Source organism: Clavibacter quasicaliforniensis (genome assembly GCF_051201715.1).
Taxonomy (GTDB): Bacteria; Actinomycetota; Actinomycetes; order Actinomycetales; family Microbacteriaceae; genus Clavibacter; species Clavibacter seminis.
The window spans coordinates 2,833,806-2,851,951 of sequence record NZ_CP139624.1 but is presented as its reverse complement, the minus strand read 5'-3'; the positions used below and the strand labels follow the sequence as shown (position 1 = coordinate 2,851,951).

Annotated in this window: 17 protein-coding genes; 12 read left to right on the top strand and 5 right to left on the bottom strand. The window is 72.3% G+C overall.

What is annotated here, in order from left to right; all coding sequences use genetic code 11:
- Window positions 1-5 precede the first annotated feature (5 nt).
- Complete coding sequence (rpsI, locus tag NL142_RS13500; protein WP_012039268.1) at window positions 6-491, top strand: 30S ribosomal protein S9; 486 nt, start codon at window positions 6-8, stop codon at window positions 489-491.
- A gap of 23 nt (window positions 492-514) precedes the next feature.
- Entirely contained in the window at window positions 515-1,864 is a 1,350-nt protein-coding gene (gene glmM, locus NL142_RS13495) for a phosphoglucosamine mutase (RefSeq protein ID WP_435080144.1), read from the top strand.
- A gap of 26 nt (window positions 1,865-1,890) precedes the next feature.
- Here glmM and coaA read toward each other — a convergent pair whose 3' ends face one another.
- On the bottom strand, window positions 1,891-2,850 hold the full coding sequence (gene coaA / locus NL142_RS13490) for a type I pantothenate kinase (protein ID WP_194684476.1): 960 nt from the start codon (window positions 2,848-2,850) through the stop codon (window positions 1,891-1,893).
- Window positions 2,851-2,999: 149 nt separating this feature from the next.
- On the opposite strand from coaA, the gene glmS reads away from it, so the two are divergent.
- From glmS to NL142_RS13455, 7 genes are all read left to right on the top strand, one after another.
- Complete coding sequence (glmS, locus tag NL142_RS13485; protein ID WP_012039265.1) at window positions 3,000-4,850, top strand: glutamine--fructose-6-phosphate transaminase (isomerizing); 1,851 nt, start codon at window positions 3,000-3,002, stop codon at window positions 4,848-4,850.
- A 10-nt stretch (window positions 4,851-4,860) separates the two neighbouring features.
- The gene (locus NL142_RS13480; protein ID WP_194684477.1) at window positions 4,861-5,220 is read left to right on the top strand and encodes a holo-ACP synthase; all 360 of its coding nucleotides are present in this window, start codon (window positions 4,861-4,863) and stop codon (window positions 5,218-5,220) included.
- Window positions 5,217-6,374 carry an alanine racemase gene (alr, locus tag NL142_RS13475; protein ID WP_435080143.1) on the top strand — a complete coding sequence of 386 codons (1,158 nt, stop codon included), beginning with the start codon at window positions 5,217-5,219 and terminating at the stop codon, window positions 6,372-6,374. The genes NL142_RS13480 and alr (NL142_RS13475) overlap by 4 nt, the downstream gene beginning before the upstream one ends.
- Entirely contained in the window at window positions 6,371-8,065 is a 1,695-nt protein-coding gene (gene alr, locus NL142_RS13470; RefSeq protein WP_435080142.1) for an alanine racemase, read from the top strand. Before alr (NL142_RS13475) ends, alr (NL142_RS13470) begins: the two co-directional genes overlap by 4 nt.
- Window positions 8,066-8,074: 9 nt before the next feature.
- A complete protein-coding gene (tsaB, locus tag NL142_RS13465; protein WP_435080141.1) occupies window positions 8,075-8,692 on the top strand; it encodes a tRNA (adenosine(37)-N6)-threonylcarbamoyltransferase complex dimerization subunit type 1 TsaB in 618 nt (205 codons plus the stop codon).
- Entirely contained in the window at window positions 8,689-10,326 is a 1,638-nt protein-coding gene (gene tsaD, locus NL142_RS13460; protein WP_435080140.1) for a tRNA (adenosine(37)-N6)-threonylcarbamoyltransferase complex transferase subunit TsaD, read from the top strand. The genes tsaB and tsaD overlap by 4 nt, the downstream gene beginning before the upstream one ends.
- Before the next feature lie 104 nt (window positions 10,327-10,430).
- On the top strand, window positions 10,431-10,856 hold the full coding sequence (locus NL142_RS13455; protein ID WP_435080139.1) for a DUF4190 domain-containing protein: 426 nt from the start codon (window positions 10,431-10,433) through the stop codon (window positions 10,854-10,856).
- 85 nt (window positions 10,857-10,941) lie between these two features.
- Here NL142_RS13455 and NL142_RS13450 read toward each other — a convergent pair whose 3' ends face one another.
- A complete protein-coding gene (locus NL142_RS13450) occupies window positions 10,942-12,144 on the bottom strand; it encodes a class I SAM-dependent methyltransferase (protein WP_194684482.1) in 1,203 nt (400 codons plus the stop codon).
- A gap of 144 nt (window positions 12,145-12,288) precedes the next feature.
- Between NL142_RS13450 and groES the strand changes: the two genes are divergently transcribed.
- The 3 genes from groES (at window position 12,289) to NL142_RS13435 (ending at window position 15,107) form a co-directional block, all read left to right on the top strand.
- Complete coding sequence (gene groES / locus NL142_RS13445) at window positions 12,289-12,585, top strand: co-chaperone GroES (RefSeq protein WP_012039257.1); 297 nt, start codon at window positions 12,289-12,291, stop codon at window positions 12,583-12,585.
- A 106-nt stretch (window positions 12,586-12,691) separates the two neighbouring features.
- Window positions 12,692-13,645: an EamA family transporter RarD gene (rarD, locus tag NL142_RS13440; RefSeq protein ID WP_435080138.1), complete on the top strand. Its 954-nt coding sequence runs from the start codon at window positions 12,692-12,694 to the stop codon at window positions 13,643-13,645.
- Between the two features lie 178 nt (window positions 13,646-13,823).
- Window positions 13,824-15,107 (top strand): ABC transporter substrate-binding protein, encoded by a 1,284-nt coding sequence (locus NL142_RS13435; RefSeq protein WP_194684484.1) that lies wholly within the window; start codon window positions 13,824-13,826, stop codon window positions 15,105-15,107.
- A gap of 392 nt (window positions 15,108-15,499) precedes the next feature.
- Here NL142_RS13435 and NL142_RS13430 read toward each other — a convergent pair whose 3' ends face one another.
- Genes NL142_RS13430 through NL142_RS13420 form a run of 3 tightly spaced genes read right to left on the bottom strand, consistent with a single transcriptional unit; the run spans window position 15,500 to window position 18,142 of the window.
- Entirely contained in the window at window positions 15,500-16,258 is a 759-nt protein-coding gene (locus tag NL142_RS13430) for an ABC transporter ATP-binding protein (RefSeq protein WP_104235996.1), read from the bottom strand.
- A complete protein-coding gene (locus NL142_RS13425; protein ID WP_012039253.1) occupies window positions 16,255-17,178 on the bottom strand; it encodes an ABC transporter ATP-binding protein in 924 nt (307 codons plus the stop codon). Before NL142_RS13425 ends, NL142_RS13430 begins: the two co-directional genes overlap by 4 nt.
- On the bottom strand, window positions 17,171-18,142 hold the full coding sequence (locus NL142_RS13420; RefSeq protein WP_194684485.1) for a branched-chain amino acid ABC transporter permease: 972 nt from the start codon (window positions 18,140-18,142) through the stop codon (window positions 17,171-17,173). Before NL142_RS13420 ends, NL142_RS13425 begins: the two co-directional genes overlap by 8 nt.
- Window positions 18,143-18,146 lie beyond the last annotated feature (4 nt).

Sequence of the window (18,146 nt, the reverse complement as noted above, 5' to 3'; positions counted from 1 at the left end):
ACCCAGTGGCTCAGATCTCAGACTCCCTCGACGTGGCTCCCGAGAGCTTCTCGACCGAGACCCCGAACGAGGAGGCCCCCAAGGCCCCCCGCGCGGTCCTCAACGTGTCCGGCGGCGCCGTCGGACGACGCAAGCAGGCCATCGCCCGCGTGCGCCTCGTCCCCGGCTCCGGCTCGATCACGGTCAACGGCCGTGAGTTCGCGGACTACTTCCCCAACAAGCTGCACCAGCAGCTCGTCAACGACCCGTTCAAGGTGCTCGACCTCCTCGGCAGCTACGACGTCGTCGCGCGCATCTCCGGCGGTGGCCCCTCCGGCCAGGCCGGCGCCCTGCGCCTTGGCATCGCGCGCGCCCTCAACGAGATCGACGAGGAGAACAACCGCGCCGTGCTGAAGAAGAACGGCTTCCTCAGCCGCGACGCGCGCGTCAAGGAGCGCAAGAAGGCCGGACTCAAGAAGGCCCGCAAGGCGCCCCAGTTCTCGAAGCGCTAAGGCGCTCGGGTACTCCGGCACTCATGCCCCGGCTCTTCGGCACGGACGGCGTCCGCGGACTCGCCAACGGCGAGACCATCACCGCGGACCTCGCCCTGCGCCTGGCCCAGGCCGCCGCGCACGTGCTCGGCCAGGACGCCCGGGATGCCGGGCGACGACCCATCGCGGTCGTCGCCCGGGATCCCCGGGTGTCCGGCGAGTTCATCGCGGCGGCCGTGGCCGCCGGCCTCGCGAGCTCCGGCGTCGACGTGTTCGACGCCGGGGTCATCCCGACGCCGGCCACGGCGTACCTCATCGCGGACTTCGACGCCGACTTCGGCGTGATGATCTCCGCGTCGCACAACCCCGCTCCCGACAACGGGATCAAGTTCTTCGCCGCAGGCGGACGGAAGCTCGCCGACGAGCTCGAGGACCGCATCGAGGCGCAGCTGAGCCAGCCCGTCCTGCTCCCCACGGGAGCCGACGTCGGCCGCATCCGCCGCTTCGCGGACGCCGAGGACCGCTACGTCCTCCACCTGCTCGGCACGCTGCAGCACCGGCTCGACGGGATCCACGTGGTCCTCGACTGCGCGCACGGCGCCGCCGCCGGCATCAGCCCCGAGGTCTTCACCGACGCGGGTGCGCGCGTCACCGTCATCGGCAACGACCCGGACGGCATGAACATCAACGACCGGGTCGGGTCGACGCACCTCGACCTCCTGGCCGAGGCCGTCCTCGCGCACGGCGCCGACGTCGGCATCGCGCACGACGGCGACGCCGACCGCTGCCTCGCGGTCGACCACACGGGCGCCATCATCGACGGCGACCAGATCATGGCCGTCCTCGCGCTCTCGATGGCCCGTCGAGGCCTGCTGGCGGAGCGCACGCTCGTCGCGACCGTCATGAGCAACCTCGGCCTCCGCATCGCCATGGCCGAGAACGACATCACCGTGATGCAGACCCGCGTCGGCGACCGCTACGTGCTCGAGGCCATGAACGAGGGCGGCTACTCCCTCGGCGGCGAGCAGTCGGGCCACCTCGTCATCGCGGAGCACGCGACGACGGGCGACGGGATCCTCACGGGGATCCAGCTGCTCGGCGAGATGGCGGCGACCGGCAGGAGCCTGCACGAGCTCGCCTCGGTGATGACCGTCTACCCGCAGGTGATGATCAACGTGCGCGGCGTCGACCGCGATCGCGTGGGCGACGACGCCGAGCTGAACGCGGCCGTCGCACGCGCGGAGGCCGAGCTCGGCGACACGGGCCGGATCCTCATGCGCGCCTCGGGCACCGAGCCGATGATCCGCGTGATGGTGGAGGCCGCCGACCAGACCACCGCCGAGCGGCACGCGCAGGAGCTGGCCGCCCTCGTGACGGAGCGCCTGGCCATCTAACCGGCCCGCCCATGACGCGGCCGGCGTCAGAGCTTGCGGAGCAGGACGTTCGCGACCGAGTGGTCGGCGTCCTTCCGCAGCACGAGCGTCGCGCGCGAGCGGGTGGGGCGGATGTTCTGCTCGAGGTTCGGCTCGTTGATGGCCGACCAGATCCCGCGCGCACGCGCCACGGCCTCGGCCGGGCTGAGCTCCGCGTACCGGTGGAAGTAGGAGCGCGGGTTGCTGAAGGCGCCGCGCTGGAGGCTCAGGAACCGCTCCTCGTACCACTGCGCGATGTCGTGGGTGCGGGCGTCGACGTAGATCGAGAAGTCGAAGAGGTCGCTGACGGCGAGCTTCGCGCCGGACGCCGCCGGCTGGAGCACGTTGAGGCCCTCGATGATCAGCACGTCCGGCTGCCGGACGACCACCTCGGCGCCCGGGACGATGTCGTAGGCGAGGTGCGAGTAGAACGGCGCGCGCACCTCAGGCACGCCGCTCTTGACCTGCGTGACGAACCGCAGCAGCGCCCGCCGGTCGTAGGACTCGGGGAAGCCCTTCCGCTCCATGAGGCCGCGCCGCTCGAGCTCGGCGTTCGGGTGCAGGAAGCCGTCCGTGGTCACCAGCTCGACGCGCGGGGTGTCCTCCCAGCGAGCCAGCATCTCGCGGAGGAGGCGGGCGACGGTCGACTTGCCGACGGCCACGGATCCCGCGACGCCGATGACGAACGGCGTGCTCTTGGCGCGCTCGCCCAGGAACGCGCTCGTGTCCCGGTGCAGCTTCTTCGTGCCCGTGACGTAGAGGTTGAGGAGGCGGCTGAGCGGGAGGTAGACGTCCTCGACCTCGTGCATGTCGAGCCGGTCGCCGATGCCGCGCAGCTGCACAAGCTCGGTCTCCCGCAGCGGGAGGTGCGTGGCGGGGGCGAGGGCCGCCCAGTCGGCACGGGCGATCTCCACGAACGGGGAGACGTTGCCGTGGCTCGTCGGGTGTCCCGTCGCGGTGTCTGGCATGGCGTGCCCATCCTACGGCGGGGTCGGCGGGCGGCCGGAGCGCGCGGCGGCCGCCCGGCGTCCCTCCCCAGCGGGCTCCCGGCCCGGGGCGCGCCGCGATGCCCGGCCGCGCAGGGGAACCCCGACGCGGACGGCTAAAGTGGTGCCCCATGTGCGGAATCGTGGGATACGTCGGTGAGTCCAAGAGCCTCGAGGTGCTCCTCGGGGGGCTGCGGAGGCTCGAGTACCGGGGCTACGACTCCGCGGGCGTCGCGGTGCTCGACGAGGACGGCACGCTCGGCGTCCGCAAGCGCGCGGGCAAGCTCGACCGTCTGCTGGAGGACCTCGAGGCGTCGCCGCTGCCGAACGGATCCACCGGCATCGGCCACACCCGCTGGGCCACGCACGGCGGTCCCACCGACCGCAACGCGCACCCGCACCTGGGCGACGACGGCAAGCTCGCCCTCATCCACAACGGGATCATCGAGAACTTCGCGGAGCTCAAGGACGACCTTCTCGCGGACGGCTACACCTTCGAGAGCGACACCGACACCGAGGTCGCCGCCCGCCTCCTCGGCCGCGAGTACGGCATCACGCACGATCTCGAGCAGGCGTTCCGCAACACGGTGAGCCGGCTCGAGGGCGCCTTCACGCTCCTCGCCGTGCACCGCGACCAGCCCGGCCTCGTGGTCGGCGCCCGCCGCAACTCGCCGCTCGTCATCGGTCTGGGCGACGGCGAGAACTTCCTCGGATCCGACGTCGCCGCGTTCGTCGAGTTCACGCGCCGCGCGGTCGCCATCGGCCAGGACCAGATGGTCGCCATCCGCCCCGACTCCGTCACCGTCACCGACTTCCACGGTGCGCCCGTCGAGACGCACGAGTTCGAGATCGCGTGGGACGCGTCCGCCAGCGAGAAGGGCGGCTGGTCGAGCTTCATGGCGAAGGAGATCAGCGAGGGCCCGGACGCGGTGGCTAACACCCTCCGCGGCCGCATCGTCGACGGCGTCGTCGTGCTGCCCGACCTCGACGCGATCGGCGAGGTCGACCTCGCCGAGATCTCGCGCATCGTCATCGTCGCGTGCGGCACCGCCGCCTACTCGGGGATCCTCGGCAAGTACGCCATCGAGAAGTGGGCCCGCGTGCCCGTCGAGGTCGAGCTCGCGCACGAGTTCCGCTACCGCGACCCCGTGCTCGACGCGACCACGCTCGTCATCTCCATCAGCCAGTCCGGCGAGACCATGGACACGCTGCTGGCCGTGCGCTACGCCCGCGAGGCCGGGGCGCGCGTGCTCTCCATCTGCAACACGCAGGGCGCCACCATCCCGCGCGAGTCCGAGGCGGTCGTCTACACGCACGCGGGGCCCGAGGTCGCCGTGGCGTCCACGAAGGCGTTCGTCGCGCAGGTCGCGGCGCTGTACCTCTTCGGCCTGCACCTCGCGCGCATCCGCGGCACGCTGTCGGCCGACGAGATCGTCGCCAACACGGAGGAGCTGCTGGCCGTGCCGGAGAAGCTCGCCACCGTCGTGGAGCAGGGCGAGAAGATCAGCCAGCTCGCGAAGTGGATGGCCGACACGCGCGCCGTGCTCTTCCTCGGCCGCAACGTGGGCTTCCCGGTCGCGCTCGAGGGCGCGCTGAAGCTCAAGGAGCTCGCCTACATCCACGCCGAGGGCTTCGCCGCGGGCGAGCTCAAGCACGGGCCCATCGCGCTCATCGAGCCGGGGCAGCCCGTGTTCGTCATCGTGCCGAGCCCCGTGCACCAGCTCGCGCTGCACAAGAAGGTCATCTCCAACATCGAGGAGATCCGCGCGCGCGGCGCCCGCGTCATCGCGATCGCCGAGCAGGGCGACGCGTTCGTCCTGCCGCACGCCGACGAGGTCATCCCGATCCCGCTCGCCGCGCCGCTGTTCGAGCCGCTCCTCGCCGTCACGCCGCTGCAGATCTTCGCGATGGAGCTCGCCGCCGCGAAGGGCCTCGACGTCGACCAGCCGCGCAACCTCGCGAAGTCCGTCACCGTCGAGTGACCGCGGCGGCGTGATCAGGGGCATCGGCGTCGACGTGGTCGACGTGGCGCGGTTCGCCCGGAGCGCCGAGCGCACTCCGGGTCTCGTGCCGCGCCTGTTCGCGCCCGGCGAGCGTTCCCTGCCCACGCGCTCGCTCGCCGCCCGGTTCGCGGCGAAGGAGGCGCTCATCAAGGCGCTCGGCGGACCCGGCGGGATCAGCTGGCAGGACATGGAGGTCGTCCGGGACGACCACGGCGACCCGTCGTTCCGCGTGGGCGGCGTCGTCGCCGAGGTGGCGGCCGCGCGGGGCGTGACGCGGATCCACCTGAGCATGAGCCACGACGCCGGCCTCGCGACCGCGTTCGTGGTGACCGAGGGGGACGACCTGTGACCGACGAGGCGACGCTCCAGGCGCCGGCCGCCCTCCGGCGGGAGGCGCGGATCGACACGCGCGCGATCTCGGCGAACGTGCGCGCTCTGCGGGAGACCACGGGTGCACTGCTCGTGATGGCCGTGGTGAAGGCCGACGGCTACGGGCACGGCGCGGTCGCGTCGGCGCGGGCGGCGCTCGCGGGCGGGGCCGACCGGCTCGGCGTCGTCGACATCCGCGAGGCGCTCGCGCTGCGGGCGGCCGGGATCGAGGCGCCGATCCTCACCTGGATGCACGCACCCGGCGCCGACTTCGCCACCGGCATCGAGGCCGGCGTCGACCTCGGGCTCAACAGCCTGCGACAGGTGTGCGAGGTCGCGGACGCCGCCCGTCGCCTCGGGCGCCCCGCCGAGGTGCACCTCAAGGTCGACACCGGCCTCGGCCGCAACGGCGTGACGCCGGCGGAGTGGCCGGGCGTCGTCGCCGAGGTCGCCGCGCTCGTCGCGGAGGGCCGGATCCACCTCGGCGGCGTCTTCAGCCACCTCGCGAACGCGGGGCAGGAGGAGGACCGGGCGCAGGTCCGCGCATTCCACCGGGCGGTCGACGTGGTGCGGGCCGCGGGGCTCGAGCCCGGGATCCGCCATCTCGCCGCGACCGCGGGCGCCCTGCGCGTGCCCGAGGCCCGCCTCGACATGGTGCGCTTGGGCATCGGGATCTACGGCATCTCGCCGCTCGACGGCGTCACGTCCGCCGACCTCGGCCTCGTGCCGGCCATGACCCTCGTCGGCAGCGTCGTCGCGGTCAAGCGCGTTCCTGCCGACACGGGCGTCTCCTACGGCTACACCTACCGCACCACCAGCGCCACGACCCTCGCGCTCGTCTCGCTCGGGTTCGCCGACGGGGTGCCGCGGCTCGCGAGCAATCGCGCGCCCGTCGCGATCCACGGCGCGCGCTTCCGCGTGAGCGGCCGGATCGCCATGGACCAGTTCGTCGTCGACGTGGGCGACGGCGTCGTCGACGGGATCCCGGTGGCGGTGGGCGACGACGCCGTGCTGTTCGGGGATCCCGCGACGGGCGCACCTTCGGTGGAGGAATGGGCCGAGGTGACCGGCACCATCGGCTACGAGATCGTCGCGCGCGTCGCCGGCCGCGTGACCCGGAGGTTCAGCGCGTGAGCGACATCGTCCCCGCGCCCGGGCCCGCTGGATCCGTCGCGCCCGGCCGCCGTGCCGTCGTCGACCTCGACGCGATCCGCCACAACGTCCGCACGCTCGCGGCGCTCGCCGCCCCCGCGCGCACGATGGTCGCCGTGAAGGCCGACGCCTACGGCCACGGCGCCCTGCAGGTCGCGCGCGCCGCCCTCGAGGCCGGCGCCGAGAGCCTCGCCGTGCTCGACGTCGCGTCGGCGGTCGAGCTCCGCCGGGCCGGCATCACCGCCCGTCTCCTCGCCTGGCTGCACGGGGTCGACACCGACTTCCGCGTCGCGGTCGAGAACGGCATCGACCTCGGCGTCTCGGCGCTGTGGGAGCTGGAGCGCATCGCGGCCGCCGGGCGCGCCACGGGGATCCGCGCCCGCGTGCACCTCAAGGCCGACACCGGACTCAGCCGCAACGGCGCCACCCCGGAGCTCTGGCCGGATCTCGTGCGCGCGGCCGTCGCCGCCGACGCCGCGGGCGAGCTGACGCTGCACGCGCTCTGGTCGCACCTGGCCGACGCCTCGCCCGAGGACGACGACGCCGCGCTCGCCCGGTTCCACGAGGCCGTGCGCGTGGCCGAGGAGCTGGGCGCGCGCCCGGTCGAGAAGCACCTGGCGGCGAGCTCCGCGGGGATCCGCCTGCCCGCCGCCCGCTTCGACATGGTGCGCTTCGGCATCGCGGTCTACGGCATCTCGCCGTTCGACGACCGCTCCGGCCGCGACCTCGGCCTGATCCCGGCCATGACGCTCGAGGCCGACGTCGTCTCCGTCAAGCGCGTCGAGGCCGGGCACGGCGTCTCCTACGGGCTGGATCACCGTACCGCCGGGCCGTCGACGCTCGTGCTCGTGCCGCTCGGCTACGCCGACGGGATCCCGCGCATCGCCGCCGAGCGCGCCGCCGTGCTCCTGAACGGCCGCCGCTTCCCGATCGCCGGCCGCATCGCCATGGACCAGCTCGTGCTCGACGTCGGCGACCTGCCCGTCGAGGTCGGCGACACCGCCGTGATCCTCGGCCCCGGCGACCGCGGCGAGCCCACCGCCGAGGAGTGGGCAGGCTGGGCCGAGACCATCGGCGACGAGATCGTGACCCGCGTCGGCCCGCGCGTCGACCGCGTGCACCTGCACGAGCACCCGGAGCCCGACGGCCCGGCCGACGAGGTCCTCTCCGACGAGCTCGTCCCCGTCGCGACCACCGACGACATGGAGGAGCTCGGCCGCGCGGTCGCGCGGGAGCTCGGCCCGGGCGACCTCGTCGTCCTGTCCGGCCCGCTCGGCGCGGGCAAGACGACGTTCACGCGCGGTCTCGGCGCCGGCCTCGGCGTCCGCGGTCCCGTCACGAGCCCCACCTTCGTGCTCGCCCGCACGCACCCGAGCCTCGTCGACGGCCCGCCGCTCGTGCACGTCGACGCCTACCGCCTGGCCGACGCCCGCGAGCTCGACGACCTCGACATCGACTTCGCACGCTCGGTGGTGGTGGTCGAGTGGGGCGACGGCAAGCTCGACGGCATCGCCGAGGAGTGGTGGGACCTGCGCATCGCGCGGCCCACGGGCGCGGGCGACGCGGATCGGGACGCCGCCGACGGCGCCGGTGCCGACCCGGATCCGGACGCCGCCCCCGAGGAGCCCCGCACCGTCCGCATCCGACGGCTCCGCGCGCGTCCCCGCGCCTAGACTCGTCCAGTGCTCCTCGCGATCGACACCTCCGCAGGCACGGGCGTCGCCGTCATCGACCGCGACGGCCGCGTGCTCGCCGAGCGCCAGGAGGCCGACACCATGCGGCACGCCGAGGTCATCGGCACGCTGCTCGACGAGTGCCTCACCGCGTCCGACGTCGAGCGCTGCGACGTCCGCGCCGTCGTCGCCGGCATGGGCCCCGGCCCCTTCACCGGCCTCCGCGTCGGCATCGCGGCGGCCCGCGTCCTCGCGACCGGCCTCGACGTGCGCGTGATCCCCGTGGTCAGCCACGACGCCGTCGCCCACGACCACTACGCGGCGGGCGGCACCGGATCCCTCGTGGTCGTCACCGACGCGCGCCGCCGCGAGCTGTACTGGTCCGTCTACCGCGAGCCCGTCGCCGGAGGCGTCGCAGAGCGCACCGCCGGCCCCGGCCTCAGCAAGCCCGACGACGTGCCCGCGGCCGACCACCGCGTCGACGCGGCCGGCGTCCGCGCGGCGTCCCTCGCGCAGGTCGCCCGCCGGATGGACGAGCTCGGCCTGCCCTTCGCGGCCGACGAGGCGCTCTACCTCCGCTCGCCGGATGTCACCGTCTCCGCCGGCCCGAAGCGGGTCACGTCGTGAGCGTCCTGTTCCGCCCCGCCGAGGTCGCCGACCTGCCCGCGCTGATGCGCCTCGAGACCAGCACGTTCGTCTCCGACGCCTGGTCGGCCGACGCGATGCGCGGCGAGCTGACCGCCCGCCACGGCTGGTACGTCGTGGCCGTCGCCGACTCCGACGGCGGGATCCTCGGCTACGCGGGCCTCTCCTGCCCGCGCGGCGCGCACGCCGCCGACGTCCAGACCATCGCCGTCGCCGACGGCAGCCGCGGCCGGGGGATAGGACGTGCCCTCCTCACCCGTCTCGTCGCGGAAGCGCACGCCCGCGGCGCCCGCGAGGTCCTGCTCGAGGTGCGCGCCGACAACCCGGTCGCGCAGGCCCTGTACTCCTCGCTCGGCTTCGAGGCCATCGCCGTGCGTCCGCACTACTACCAGCCGGACGACGTCGACGCCGTCGTGATGCGCGCAGCCCTCGCCGCGACGCCGCCGCAGGTCGCCGAGCCGCGGGACGCGCCCGCCGTGCGCTCCGGATCCGCCGCCCCGGACGCCGAGGACGCCCCGGACGCCGAGGCGCACGCCGACGAGACCGCGGGCGGCGACGGCGGCCCGCTCGTCCTCGGCATCGAGACCTCCTGCGACGAGACGGGCATCGGCATCGTCCGCGGCCAGACGCTCCTCGCCAACGTCATCTCCAGCTCCATGGACGAGCACGCGCGCTACGGCGGCGTCGTGCCCGAGGTCGCCGCCCGCGCGCACCTCGAGGCCCTCACCCCCGCCATCGACGCGGCGCTCGCCGAGGCGGGCGTCACCCTCCGCGAGCTCGACGCGATCGCCGTCACCGCGGGTCCCGGCCTCTCCGGCGCGCTCATGGTCGGCGTCGGCGCGGCGAAGGCGCTCGCCGTGGCCCTCGACATCCCGCTGCACGGCGTCAACCACCTCGTCGGACACGTGGGCGCGGATCTCCTCAGCACCGACGGCGGGCCGGGCGTCCCGCTCGAGACCCCGAGCATCGCGCTGCTCGTCTCCGGCGGCCACACCTCGCTCCTCCTCGTGCGCGACCTCGTGGACGACGTCGAGCTCCTCGGCGAGACCATCGACGACGCCGCGGGCGAGGCCTTCGACAAGGTCGCGCGCGTGCTCGGCCTGCCCTACCCGGGCGGACCGCACATCGACCGGGTCGCGGCCGAGGGCGACCCGAAGGCGATCCGCTTCCCCCGAGGCCTCTCCCTGCCCAAGGACATGGAGCGCCACCGCTACGACTTCTCGTTCTCGGGACTCAAGACCGCGGTCGCCCGCTGGGTCGAGAAGCGGCAGGACGCCGGCGAGCCCGTGCCCGTGGCGGACGTCGCCGCGAGCTTCCGCGAGGCCGTCGTCGACGTGCTGCTCACGAAGGCCGTCGCCGCCTGCGTCGACCACGGGATCCCGCGCCTGCTGCTGGGCGGCGGCGTCGTCGCGAACGCGCGCGTGCGGGAGCTGGCGGCGGAGCGGTGCCGGGCCGCCGGCATCGAGCTGCGGATCCCGCCCCTGTCGCTCTGCACCGACAACGGCGCGATGATCGCCGCGCTCGGCGCCCGCCTCATCGAGTCGGGCCGCGCGCCGTCCGGCCTCGCGTTCGGCGCCGACTCGACGCTGCCGGTCACCGTGGTCCAGGTCGGCTGACCCTCCCGGCGCCCCCATTAAGGGGACCTTTCGCGGCTATTTCCCGAACGGGAGAATCCCGGGGCACGCATCACGGTATGTTCCCAGGGACGAAAGGAACGACAATGACCGATCCGCAGAACCCGGACCGCTCCAACGACGGCTTCCCGCCCGCGCCGAGCCAGCCCGCCTACCCGGCCGCTCCCGCCGCCGGCTCTGACTCGCCCTACGCGGCGCCCTACCAGCCCGGCCAGGGCGGTGCGCCGGCCTCGAAGGGGCTCAGCATCACGTCCATGGTCCTCGGCATCGTGTCCGTCGTGACGGTCCTCTTCTGGTTCCTCTCGGTGCCCCTCGGCATCGCCGCGCTCGTGACCGGCATCCTCGGCCGCAAGCGGAACGCCGGTGCCAAGGGCTTCTGGCTCACGGGCATCATCACGGGCGTGATCGGCATCATCCTCAGCATCATCCTGGTGGTCATCGCCATCGCGTTCGTCAACACCGTCGTCCAGAACGGCGAGATCAACGGCACGCCGCTGCCCACGGCGCCGTAACGCGCCACCCGCACGACACGACGCGGCCGTCCCCTCGGGGGCGGCCGCGTCGTCGCGTCCGGGGCATGCGTCCGGCGGCCGGGCGTCAGCCCGCGTCGACCCCGTGCCGGTCCGCGAGGATCGCCACCCGCCGCCCGCCGACCCGCGTCGCGATGAGCGTCGCCGATCCGTCGCCCTTCAGCTGCAGCCGCGTCCGCAGCCGCGCCGGATCCACGTCGACCCCGCGCTTCTTGATCTCCAGCGTCCCGATCCCGCGCGCCCGCAGCTCGCGCTTCAGTCGCTGCTCGTCGAGCGGCAGCACCTCGCGCACCCGGAAGCCGCGCGCGAACGGCGTCGCCTGCTCTCGCTCGGACGTGATCCAGGCGATGCCCTCGCCGACCATCCGCCCGTCGAGCGATCGGGCGAGGTCGCCGATGAGGCGGGCGCGGATCACGGCGCCGTCCGGCTCGTACAGGTGCGCGCCCAGCTCGCCGAGCTCGGCGTCCTCGCTGTCGGCGGCCGCCGTGAGCTCCGCCTGCGACCCGCCGCTGATGACGAGCGCGGCCCGCCGGACGCCGTCGCGCCGCGTCGGCCCGAACCAGAGGCCCATCTCCACGGCCTGCCCGTCGACCGAGACCCACTGCGCTTCCGCCTCCGCGGGGATGAGGTCGCGGTCGAGCCCCGGTCCGAGCTTGATGCCGGCGGCGCGACCCGCGGCGAGCTCGAACGCGGCGGAGAGCGTGGGGGAGTAGGCGTCCGGATCCGAGATGCGGCGGGTCGACGAGTGCCCGTCCGTGCGCCGGGCGGGATCCAGGTAGACGCCGTCGACGCGGCCGGCGTCGAACGCCTCGGCCGTGCCCTGCTCGACCTCGGCCTCGGGGAACGGCGCGAGGTTCCAGCCGGCGACCGCCGCGGTCACCTCGTCGCGCTCGACGGCCGTGACGCGGATCCCGATGGCCGCCATCGCCATCGCGTCCCCGCCGATCCCGCAGCCGAGGTCGGCCACGTGCGCGACGCCCGCCTGCTGGAAGCGCCCCGCGTGCTGCGCGGCGACGGGCAGCCGCGTCGCCTGCTCCAGCCCGGCCTCCGTGAAGAGCATGCGCGCGGCGAACTCCCCGAACTTGCCCCTGGCCTTCGCGCGCAGCCGCGACTGCGTGAGGACGGCGGACACGAGCGCGGGGGAGTGCCCCTCGCCGCGCAGCGCGCTCACCATCCGCACCATGTCGTCCCCCGGCGCGGGCGCGGGAAGGGAGTCGAGCAGGCGGAGCCCCTCGAGCGAGAGCACCTCGCGGAGGTCGGTCTGATCCATCCGCCCACCGTACCGGGGCGCCTCTGCACCGATTGGCACTCGCGTTGCGCGAGTGCAAGCGCGGCCCGTAGAATCTCACCTGGCACTCTCCCCGGGAGATTGCCAATCAGTCTTGTCCCTTAGTCACGAAGGAAGAGGTCAACCGTGTCGGTCTCCATCAAGCCGCTCGAGGATCGCATCGTCATCCAGCAGGTCGAAGCCGAGCAGACCACCGCGTCTGGTCTGGTCATCCCCGACACCGCCAAGGAGAAGCCCCAGGAGGGCGAGGTCGTGGCCGTGGGCCCCGGCCGCATCGACGACAACGGCAACCGCGTCCCGCTCGACGTCGCCGTGGGCGACAAGGTCATCTACTCCAAGTACGGCGGAACCGAGGTCAAGTACGACGGCCAGGACCTCCTCGTCCTCTCCGCGCGCGACGTGCTCGCCGTCATCGAGCGCTGACGCTCCACCTCAGCGACACCGCACCACGCACCACCGCTTCACCCGGGAGCCCGGCCGACACGTTCGGCCGGGCTCTCGTGCGTCCGGGCGGGGCTAGCCTCATGAGGTGACGCGCACCGCCTCGGAGTCCTCGACCCGCACCGGACTCCTCGCCGCCGTCGGCGCGTACGGCCTGTGGGGCGTCCTCCCCGTCTTCTTCCTGCTGCTCGTGCCGGCGGGGGCGTTCGAGATCGTCGGCTGGCGGATCCTCTTCTCGCTCGTCGTCTGCGCCGTCGTCATCACGGCCGCCCGGCGCTGGTCGCGCGTGGTCGCCATCGTGCGCCGCCCGCGGATCCTCGTCGGGCTCGGCCTGGCGGGCCACCTGATCCTCGTCAACTGGACCGTGTACGTCTACGGCACGCTCTCCGGCCACGTCGTCGAGACCGCGCTCGGCTACTTCATCAACCCGATCGTCACGGTGCTGCTCGGCGTGATCCTCCTGCGCGAGCGCCTGCGCCAGCTGCAGTGGACCGCCGTGGGCCTGTCCGCTGTGGCGGTGGCCGTCATCGCCGTCGGCTACGGGCAGCTGCCGTGGGTGTCGCTCGCGCTCGCCGGGTCGTTCGGGCTCTACGGGCTGGTGAAGAAGCGCGTGAGCGGGGGAGCCGATGCCCTCTCCGGCCTCGCGCTCGAGACCGCCTGGCTCGTGCCCGCCGCCACGGCGATGCTCGTGATCACGGGCGCGGGTGCCGGGCTCACCATCGGCACGGTGTCGCTCGGGCACACTCTGCTGCTGGTCAGCACGGGCGTCGTGACCGCGGGCCCGCTCCTCCTCTTCGGATTCGCCGCCGGGCGCCTGCCCCTCTCGGTGATCGGGCTCACGCAGTACCTGGCGCCGCTGCTGCAATTCGCGTTCGGCGTCTTCGTGATGCACGAGGCCATGCCGCCCGAGCGGTGGGCCGGATTCGCGATCGTGTGGGCGGCGCTCGCGCTGCTCACGATCGACATGATCCGCGCGTCCCGCCGTCCGCTTTCCGCCGCGGCGCCCGCGCAGACGGTTCCGGCGGTCGTCGACGGCATCTGATTCGGATCCCGTCGCGCATTCCGCGAATGGTAACGATCCGGTCGCGTTACACGACGGAAATGCCGATGCATTGTGTCCGTCTCATCCGCGCCATAGGGTCGCACCAGGCGAGGCGCGCATTCGCGTGCCTCATGCACCACATTCCCGAGCATCACCACACACATCCATAAGGAGCACCATGAGCGCATTCGGCAGGGCTTCGGCCTCCCGCTCACGATCCGCCCGCACCGCCCTCAGCGCCCTCACCATCGCGGTGGCCGGCGCCCTCGTCCTCGCCGGCTGCTCCGGCGGCGGCGGAGGCGAGGGGGGCACCACGGCCGACGGCGGCCTGAACCTCAAGATCGGCACGATCCTGCCGCAGACGGGTTCCCTCGCGGTGCTCGGCCCGCCCGAGTTCGCGGGCGTGCACAAGGCGGAGCAGGACATCAACGACGCCAAGGCCGGCATCACCGTCAACGTCACCGACAAGGACTCCGGCGACACCACGACCGACATCGCGAGCCAGTCGGCCACCTCGCTCATCGCGGACGGCAACAGCGCCATCATCGGCGCGGCGTCCTCCGGCGTCTCGAAGACCTTCATCGACCAGGTCACCCAGGCCGGCGTCGTGCAGCTCTCGCCGGCGAACACCTCGCCCGACTTCTCGACCTACAAGGACGACGGCTACTACTGGCGCACCGCTCCCTCGGACGTGCTTCAGGGCCGCATCCTCGGGAACAAGATCCTGCAGGACGGCAAGACCAACGTCTCGATCCTCTACATGAACGACGCGTACGGCACGGGTCTCGAGGAGAATATCAAGAAGACGCTCGAGGCAGGCGGCGCCACCATCGCCGCCGAGCAGGTCTTCGAGCCCTCCGCGACGGACTTCAACAGCGCGATCACCTCGGTGCTCGCCCCGAACCCCGACGCGCTCGTCGTCATCTCGTTCGACGAGATCAAGACCATCGCCGACCAGCTGGCGTCGAAGGGCTTCGACTTCTCGAAGTTCTACGGCACGGACGGCAACTACGGCGTCATCAAGGAGACCGACACCAACGTCGACATCGCGGGAGCGCAGTTCACGAACCCCGGCGTCGAGGCCAAGGAGGACTTCCAGGCCGGTCTGCAGGACATGGTGAAGGCCGACGGCGATCCCGCCCTCACGGTGTTCAGCTACGCCGCCGAGTCGTACGACGGCACCGTGCTCCTCGCGCTCGCCGCGCTCCAGGGCAAGGCGACCGACGGCGCGACGCTGAAGGAGAACCTGCAGTCCGTCTCCGAGGGCGGCGAGAAGTGCACGACCTTCGCGGACTGCGCGAAGCTCATCGCGGCGGGCACCGACGTCGACTACGACGGCCTCTCCGGCCCGATCACGTTCGATGAGAACGGCGACCCGACCGAGGCGTACGTCTCCGTCTACAAGTACGGCACGGGCAACACCACGACCTTCGAGGAGCAGGTCTACGGCAAGCTCGACTAGCACCCGCACCACGCACGGCTGAGGGCCCGGTCCGCATGGACCGGGCCCTTCGGCGTGCTCGGGCGCGGGTTCGCGCATCGCGGCCGCCGCCTCGCGGACGCCGCCTCGCGCCGGCGGCGGCTCCAGGATCCGGAAGCTGCCACGCGGATCCCGCGACCGGGCGTCACCGTCCGAGAGGCGGCACTGCGACGGCCACCGCCACCGCGACCGCGACCGCCACCGCGACCGCGACCGCGACCGCCACCGCGACCGCGACCGCCACGACGCGACCCCTTCGTGGCGCGCGCCGTCAGCGGTTGCCTCCCCGTGAGCGCGCCGCGACGCGCGCATGCCCCGCACACGACGACGCGGCACCCCCGGAGGGATGCCGCGTCGTCGTGTGCGAGGAGGGATCAGGGCTGGGGCGCCGCCTTCGCCTTCTCCTGATCGGCGGCGAGCGTGCCGAGGTACAGCTCGATGACCTTCGGGTCGTTCATGAGCTCGCGCCCGCGGCCCTCGTACGCGTCCTTGCCCTGGTCGAGCACGTAGCCGCGGTCGCAGATCTGCAGCGCGCGCCGGGCGTTCTGCTCCACGATCATCACGGAGACGCCCGCGCGGTTGATCTGCGCCACGTTGATGAACGTCTCGTCCTGGCGGACGGGGGAGAGCCCGGCCGACGGCTCGTCGAGGAGCAGCACCGTCGGGTCCATCATGAGCGCGCGCGACATGGCGACCATCTGCCGCTCGCCGCCCGAGAGGGATCCGGCGCGCTGCTTCAGCCGCTTGCCGAGCTCCGGGAACAGATCGGTGACGAACGCCAGCCGCTCCTTGTACATCTTGGGCTTCTGGTACGCGCCCATCTGCAGGTTCTCGTCGATCGTGAGCGTGGGGAAGACGTTGTTGTTCTGCGGCACCATCCCCACGCCGCGCGAGACGAGCTTGTCGGCCTTGAGCCCGGTGATGTCCTGGCCGTTCAGCTCGATGCTGCCGCCGCGCACGTTCACCTGGCCGAAGATCGCCTTCAGCAGCGTGGACTTGCCGGCGCCGTTCGGGCCGATGATGCCCACGAGCTCGCCCTTGTCGACGTGCACGTTGCACCCGTTGAGGATGTTGACCCCGGGCAGGTAGCCCGCGTGGAGGTCGGTGGTCTGGAGGACCCGCTCTACCGTCACTTGTCTGCCGCTTCCTTCTCGATCTCGCTCTTCACGAGGTCGGAGTCCATGTCCTTCGCCACCTCGCGCTGGCCCGTGAGGGTGCCGAGGTCGGTGTCGTGGTGGGCGCCGAGGTAGGCGTCGATGACGGCCGGGTCGCTCATCACGGTCGAGGGCGGACCCTCGGCGACGATGCGGCCCTCGGCCATCACGACCACCCAGTCGGCGATCTCGTTGACCATGTGCATGTCGTGCTCGACGAACAGCACGCTCATGCCCTCGGTCTTGAGGTCGAGGATGTGGTGGAGCAGCGACTGCGTCAGCGCCGGGTTGACGCCGGCCATGGGCTCGTCGAGCATCACGAGGTCCGGCTTCGTCATGAGCGCGCGCGCCATCTCGAGGAGCTTGCGCTGACCGCCGGAGAGGCTGTCCGCGTAGTCCTCCTCCTTGGCGTCGAGCTTGAACTTCTTCAGGAGCCCGCGGGCGCGCTCCGTGATCTCGTCCTCCTTCTTGCGCCAGAGGGGGCGGATCAGCGCGGAGAAGAAGTTCTCGCCGCCCTGGCCCGTGGCGCCGAGGCGCATGTTCTCCAGGACGGTCATGCCGCCGAGGGCCTTGGTGAGCTGGAAGGTGCGCACCATGCCGAGGCGGGCGACGCGGAATGCGCTCATCCCGGCGAGGTCCTTCCCCGAGAACTCCCACGTGCCGGTGTTCGGCTTGTCGAAGCCGGTCAGCAGGTTGAAGAACGTGGTCTTGCCGGCGCCGTTCGGACCGATGAGGGCCGTGATGGAGCCGCGGGGGATCTCGAGGTGGTCGACGTCGACCGCCTTCAGGCCGCCGAACTGCCGGCTGACGCCGTGCGCGACGATGATGGGGTCCTTCTTGGCGCAGCCCGGAGCGGCATCGCCGTCGAGGATGGCCGAGACCGGGGTCTTGTCAGGCAAAGTGCGTCTCCTTCTTCTTCCCGAAGATGCCCTGTGGTCGGAAGATCACGAGCAGCATGAGCGCGACGCCCACGATGATGAAGCGGATCGGGCCCTGCTGGGTGCTCGAGATGGGCAGCCAGTCGTTCGACACCGCGAGGCTGAGCAGGCCGTCCGAGAGCGACAGCGTGACCCAGAAGATGATCGAGCCGATGACCGGCCCGAAGATCGTGGCCGCACCGCCCAGCAGCATGATCGTGTAGAGGAAGAACGTGAGCTGCGTGCCGTAGTTGTCGGGCTGCAGCGACCTCGGGAGGATGAAGACCACGCCCGCGAGCCCGCCGAACACGCCGCCGAGCACGAGCGCCTGCATCTTGTAGGAGTACACGTTCTTTCCGAGCGCGCGGACCGCGTCCTCGTCCTCGCGCACGCCCTTCAGCACGCGGCCCCAGGGGCTGCGCATGAGGAGGAAGACCAGCAGGCAGGCGATGCCGACGAGGCCCCAGCCGACGATGCGGATCCACCACTGGTCGGCGGAGTAGGTGAGCACGCCGAAGCCGAAGCGGCCCTCGGGCAGCGGGTTCAGGTCGTTGAAGCCGGCCGCCGCGCCGTTGATGCCCTCGGAGCCGCCCGTGACGTCCGAGAACTCGGGTGTCTTGACGCTCAGCCGGATGATCTCGGCGGCCGCGATGGTCACGATGCTCAGGTAGTCCGCCCTCAGCCGCAGCGTCGGGATGCCGAGGATGAGCGCGAAGACCGTCGAGGCGACGATCGCCGCGAGCAGCGAGGCCCACACCGGCCACTCGTACATGACCGCCGTGATGGCGAACGCGTAGCCGCCGATGGCCATGAACCCGGCCTGTCCGAAGTTGAGCAGGCCCGTGAACCCGAAGTGGATCACGAGGCCGACGGTCGCGAGCGCGTACGCCGCGGTGGTGGGCGAGAAGATCTCGCCGATCGCCAGGAAGATGAAGTTGGAGTTCATGCGC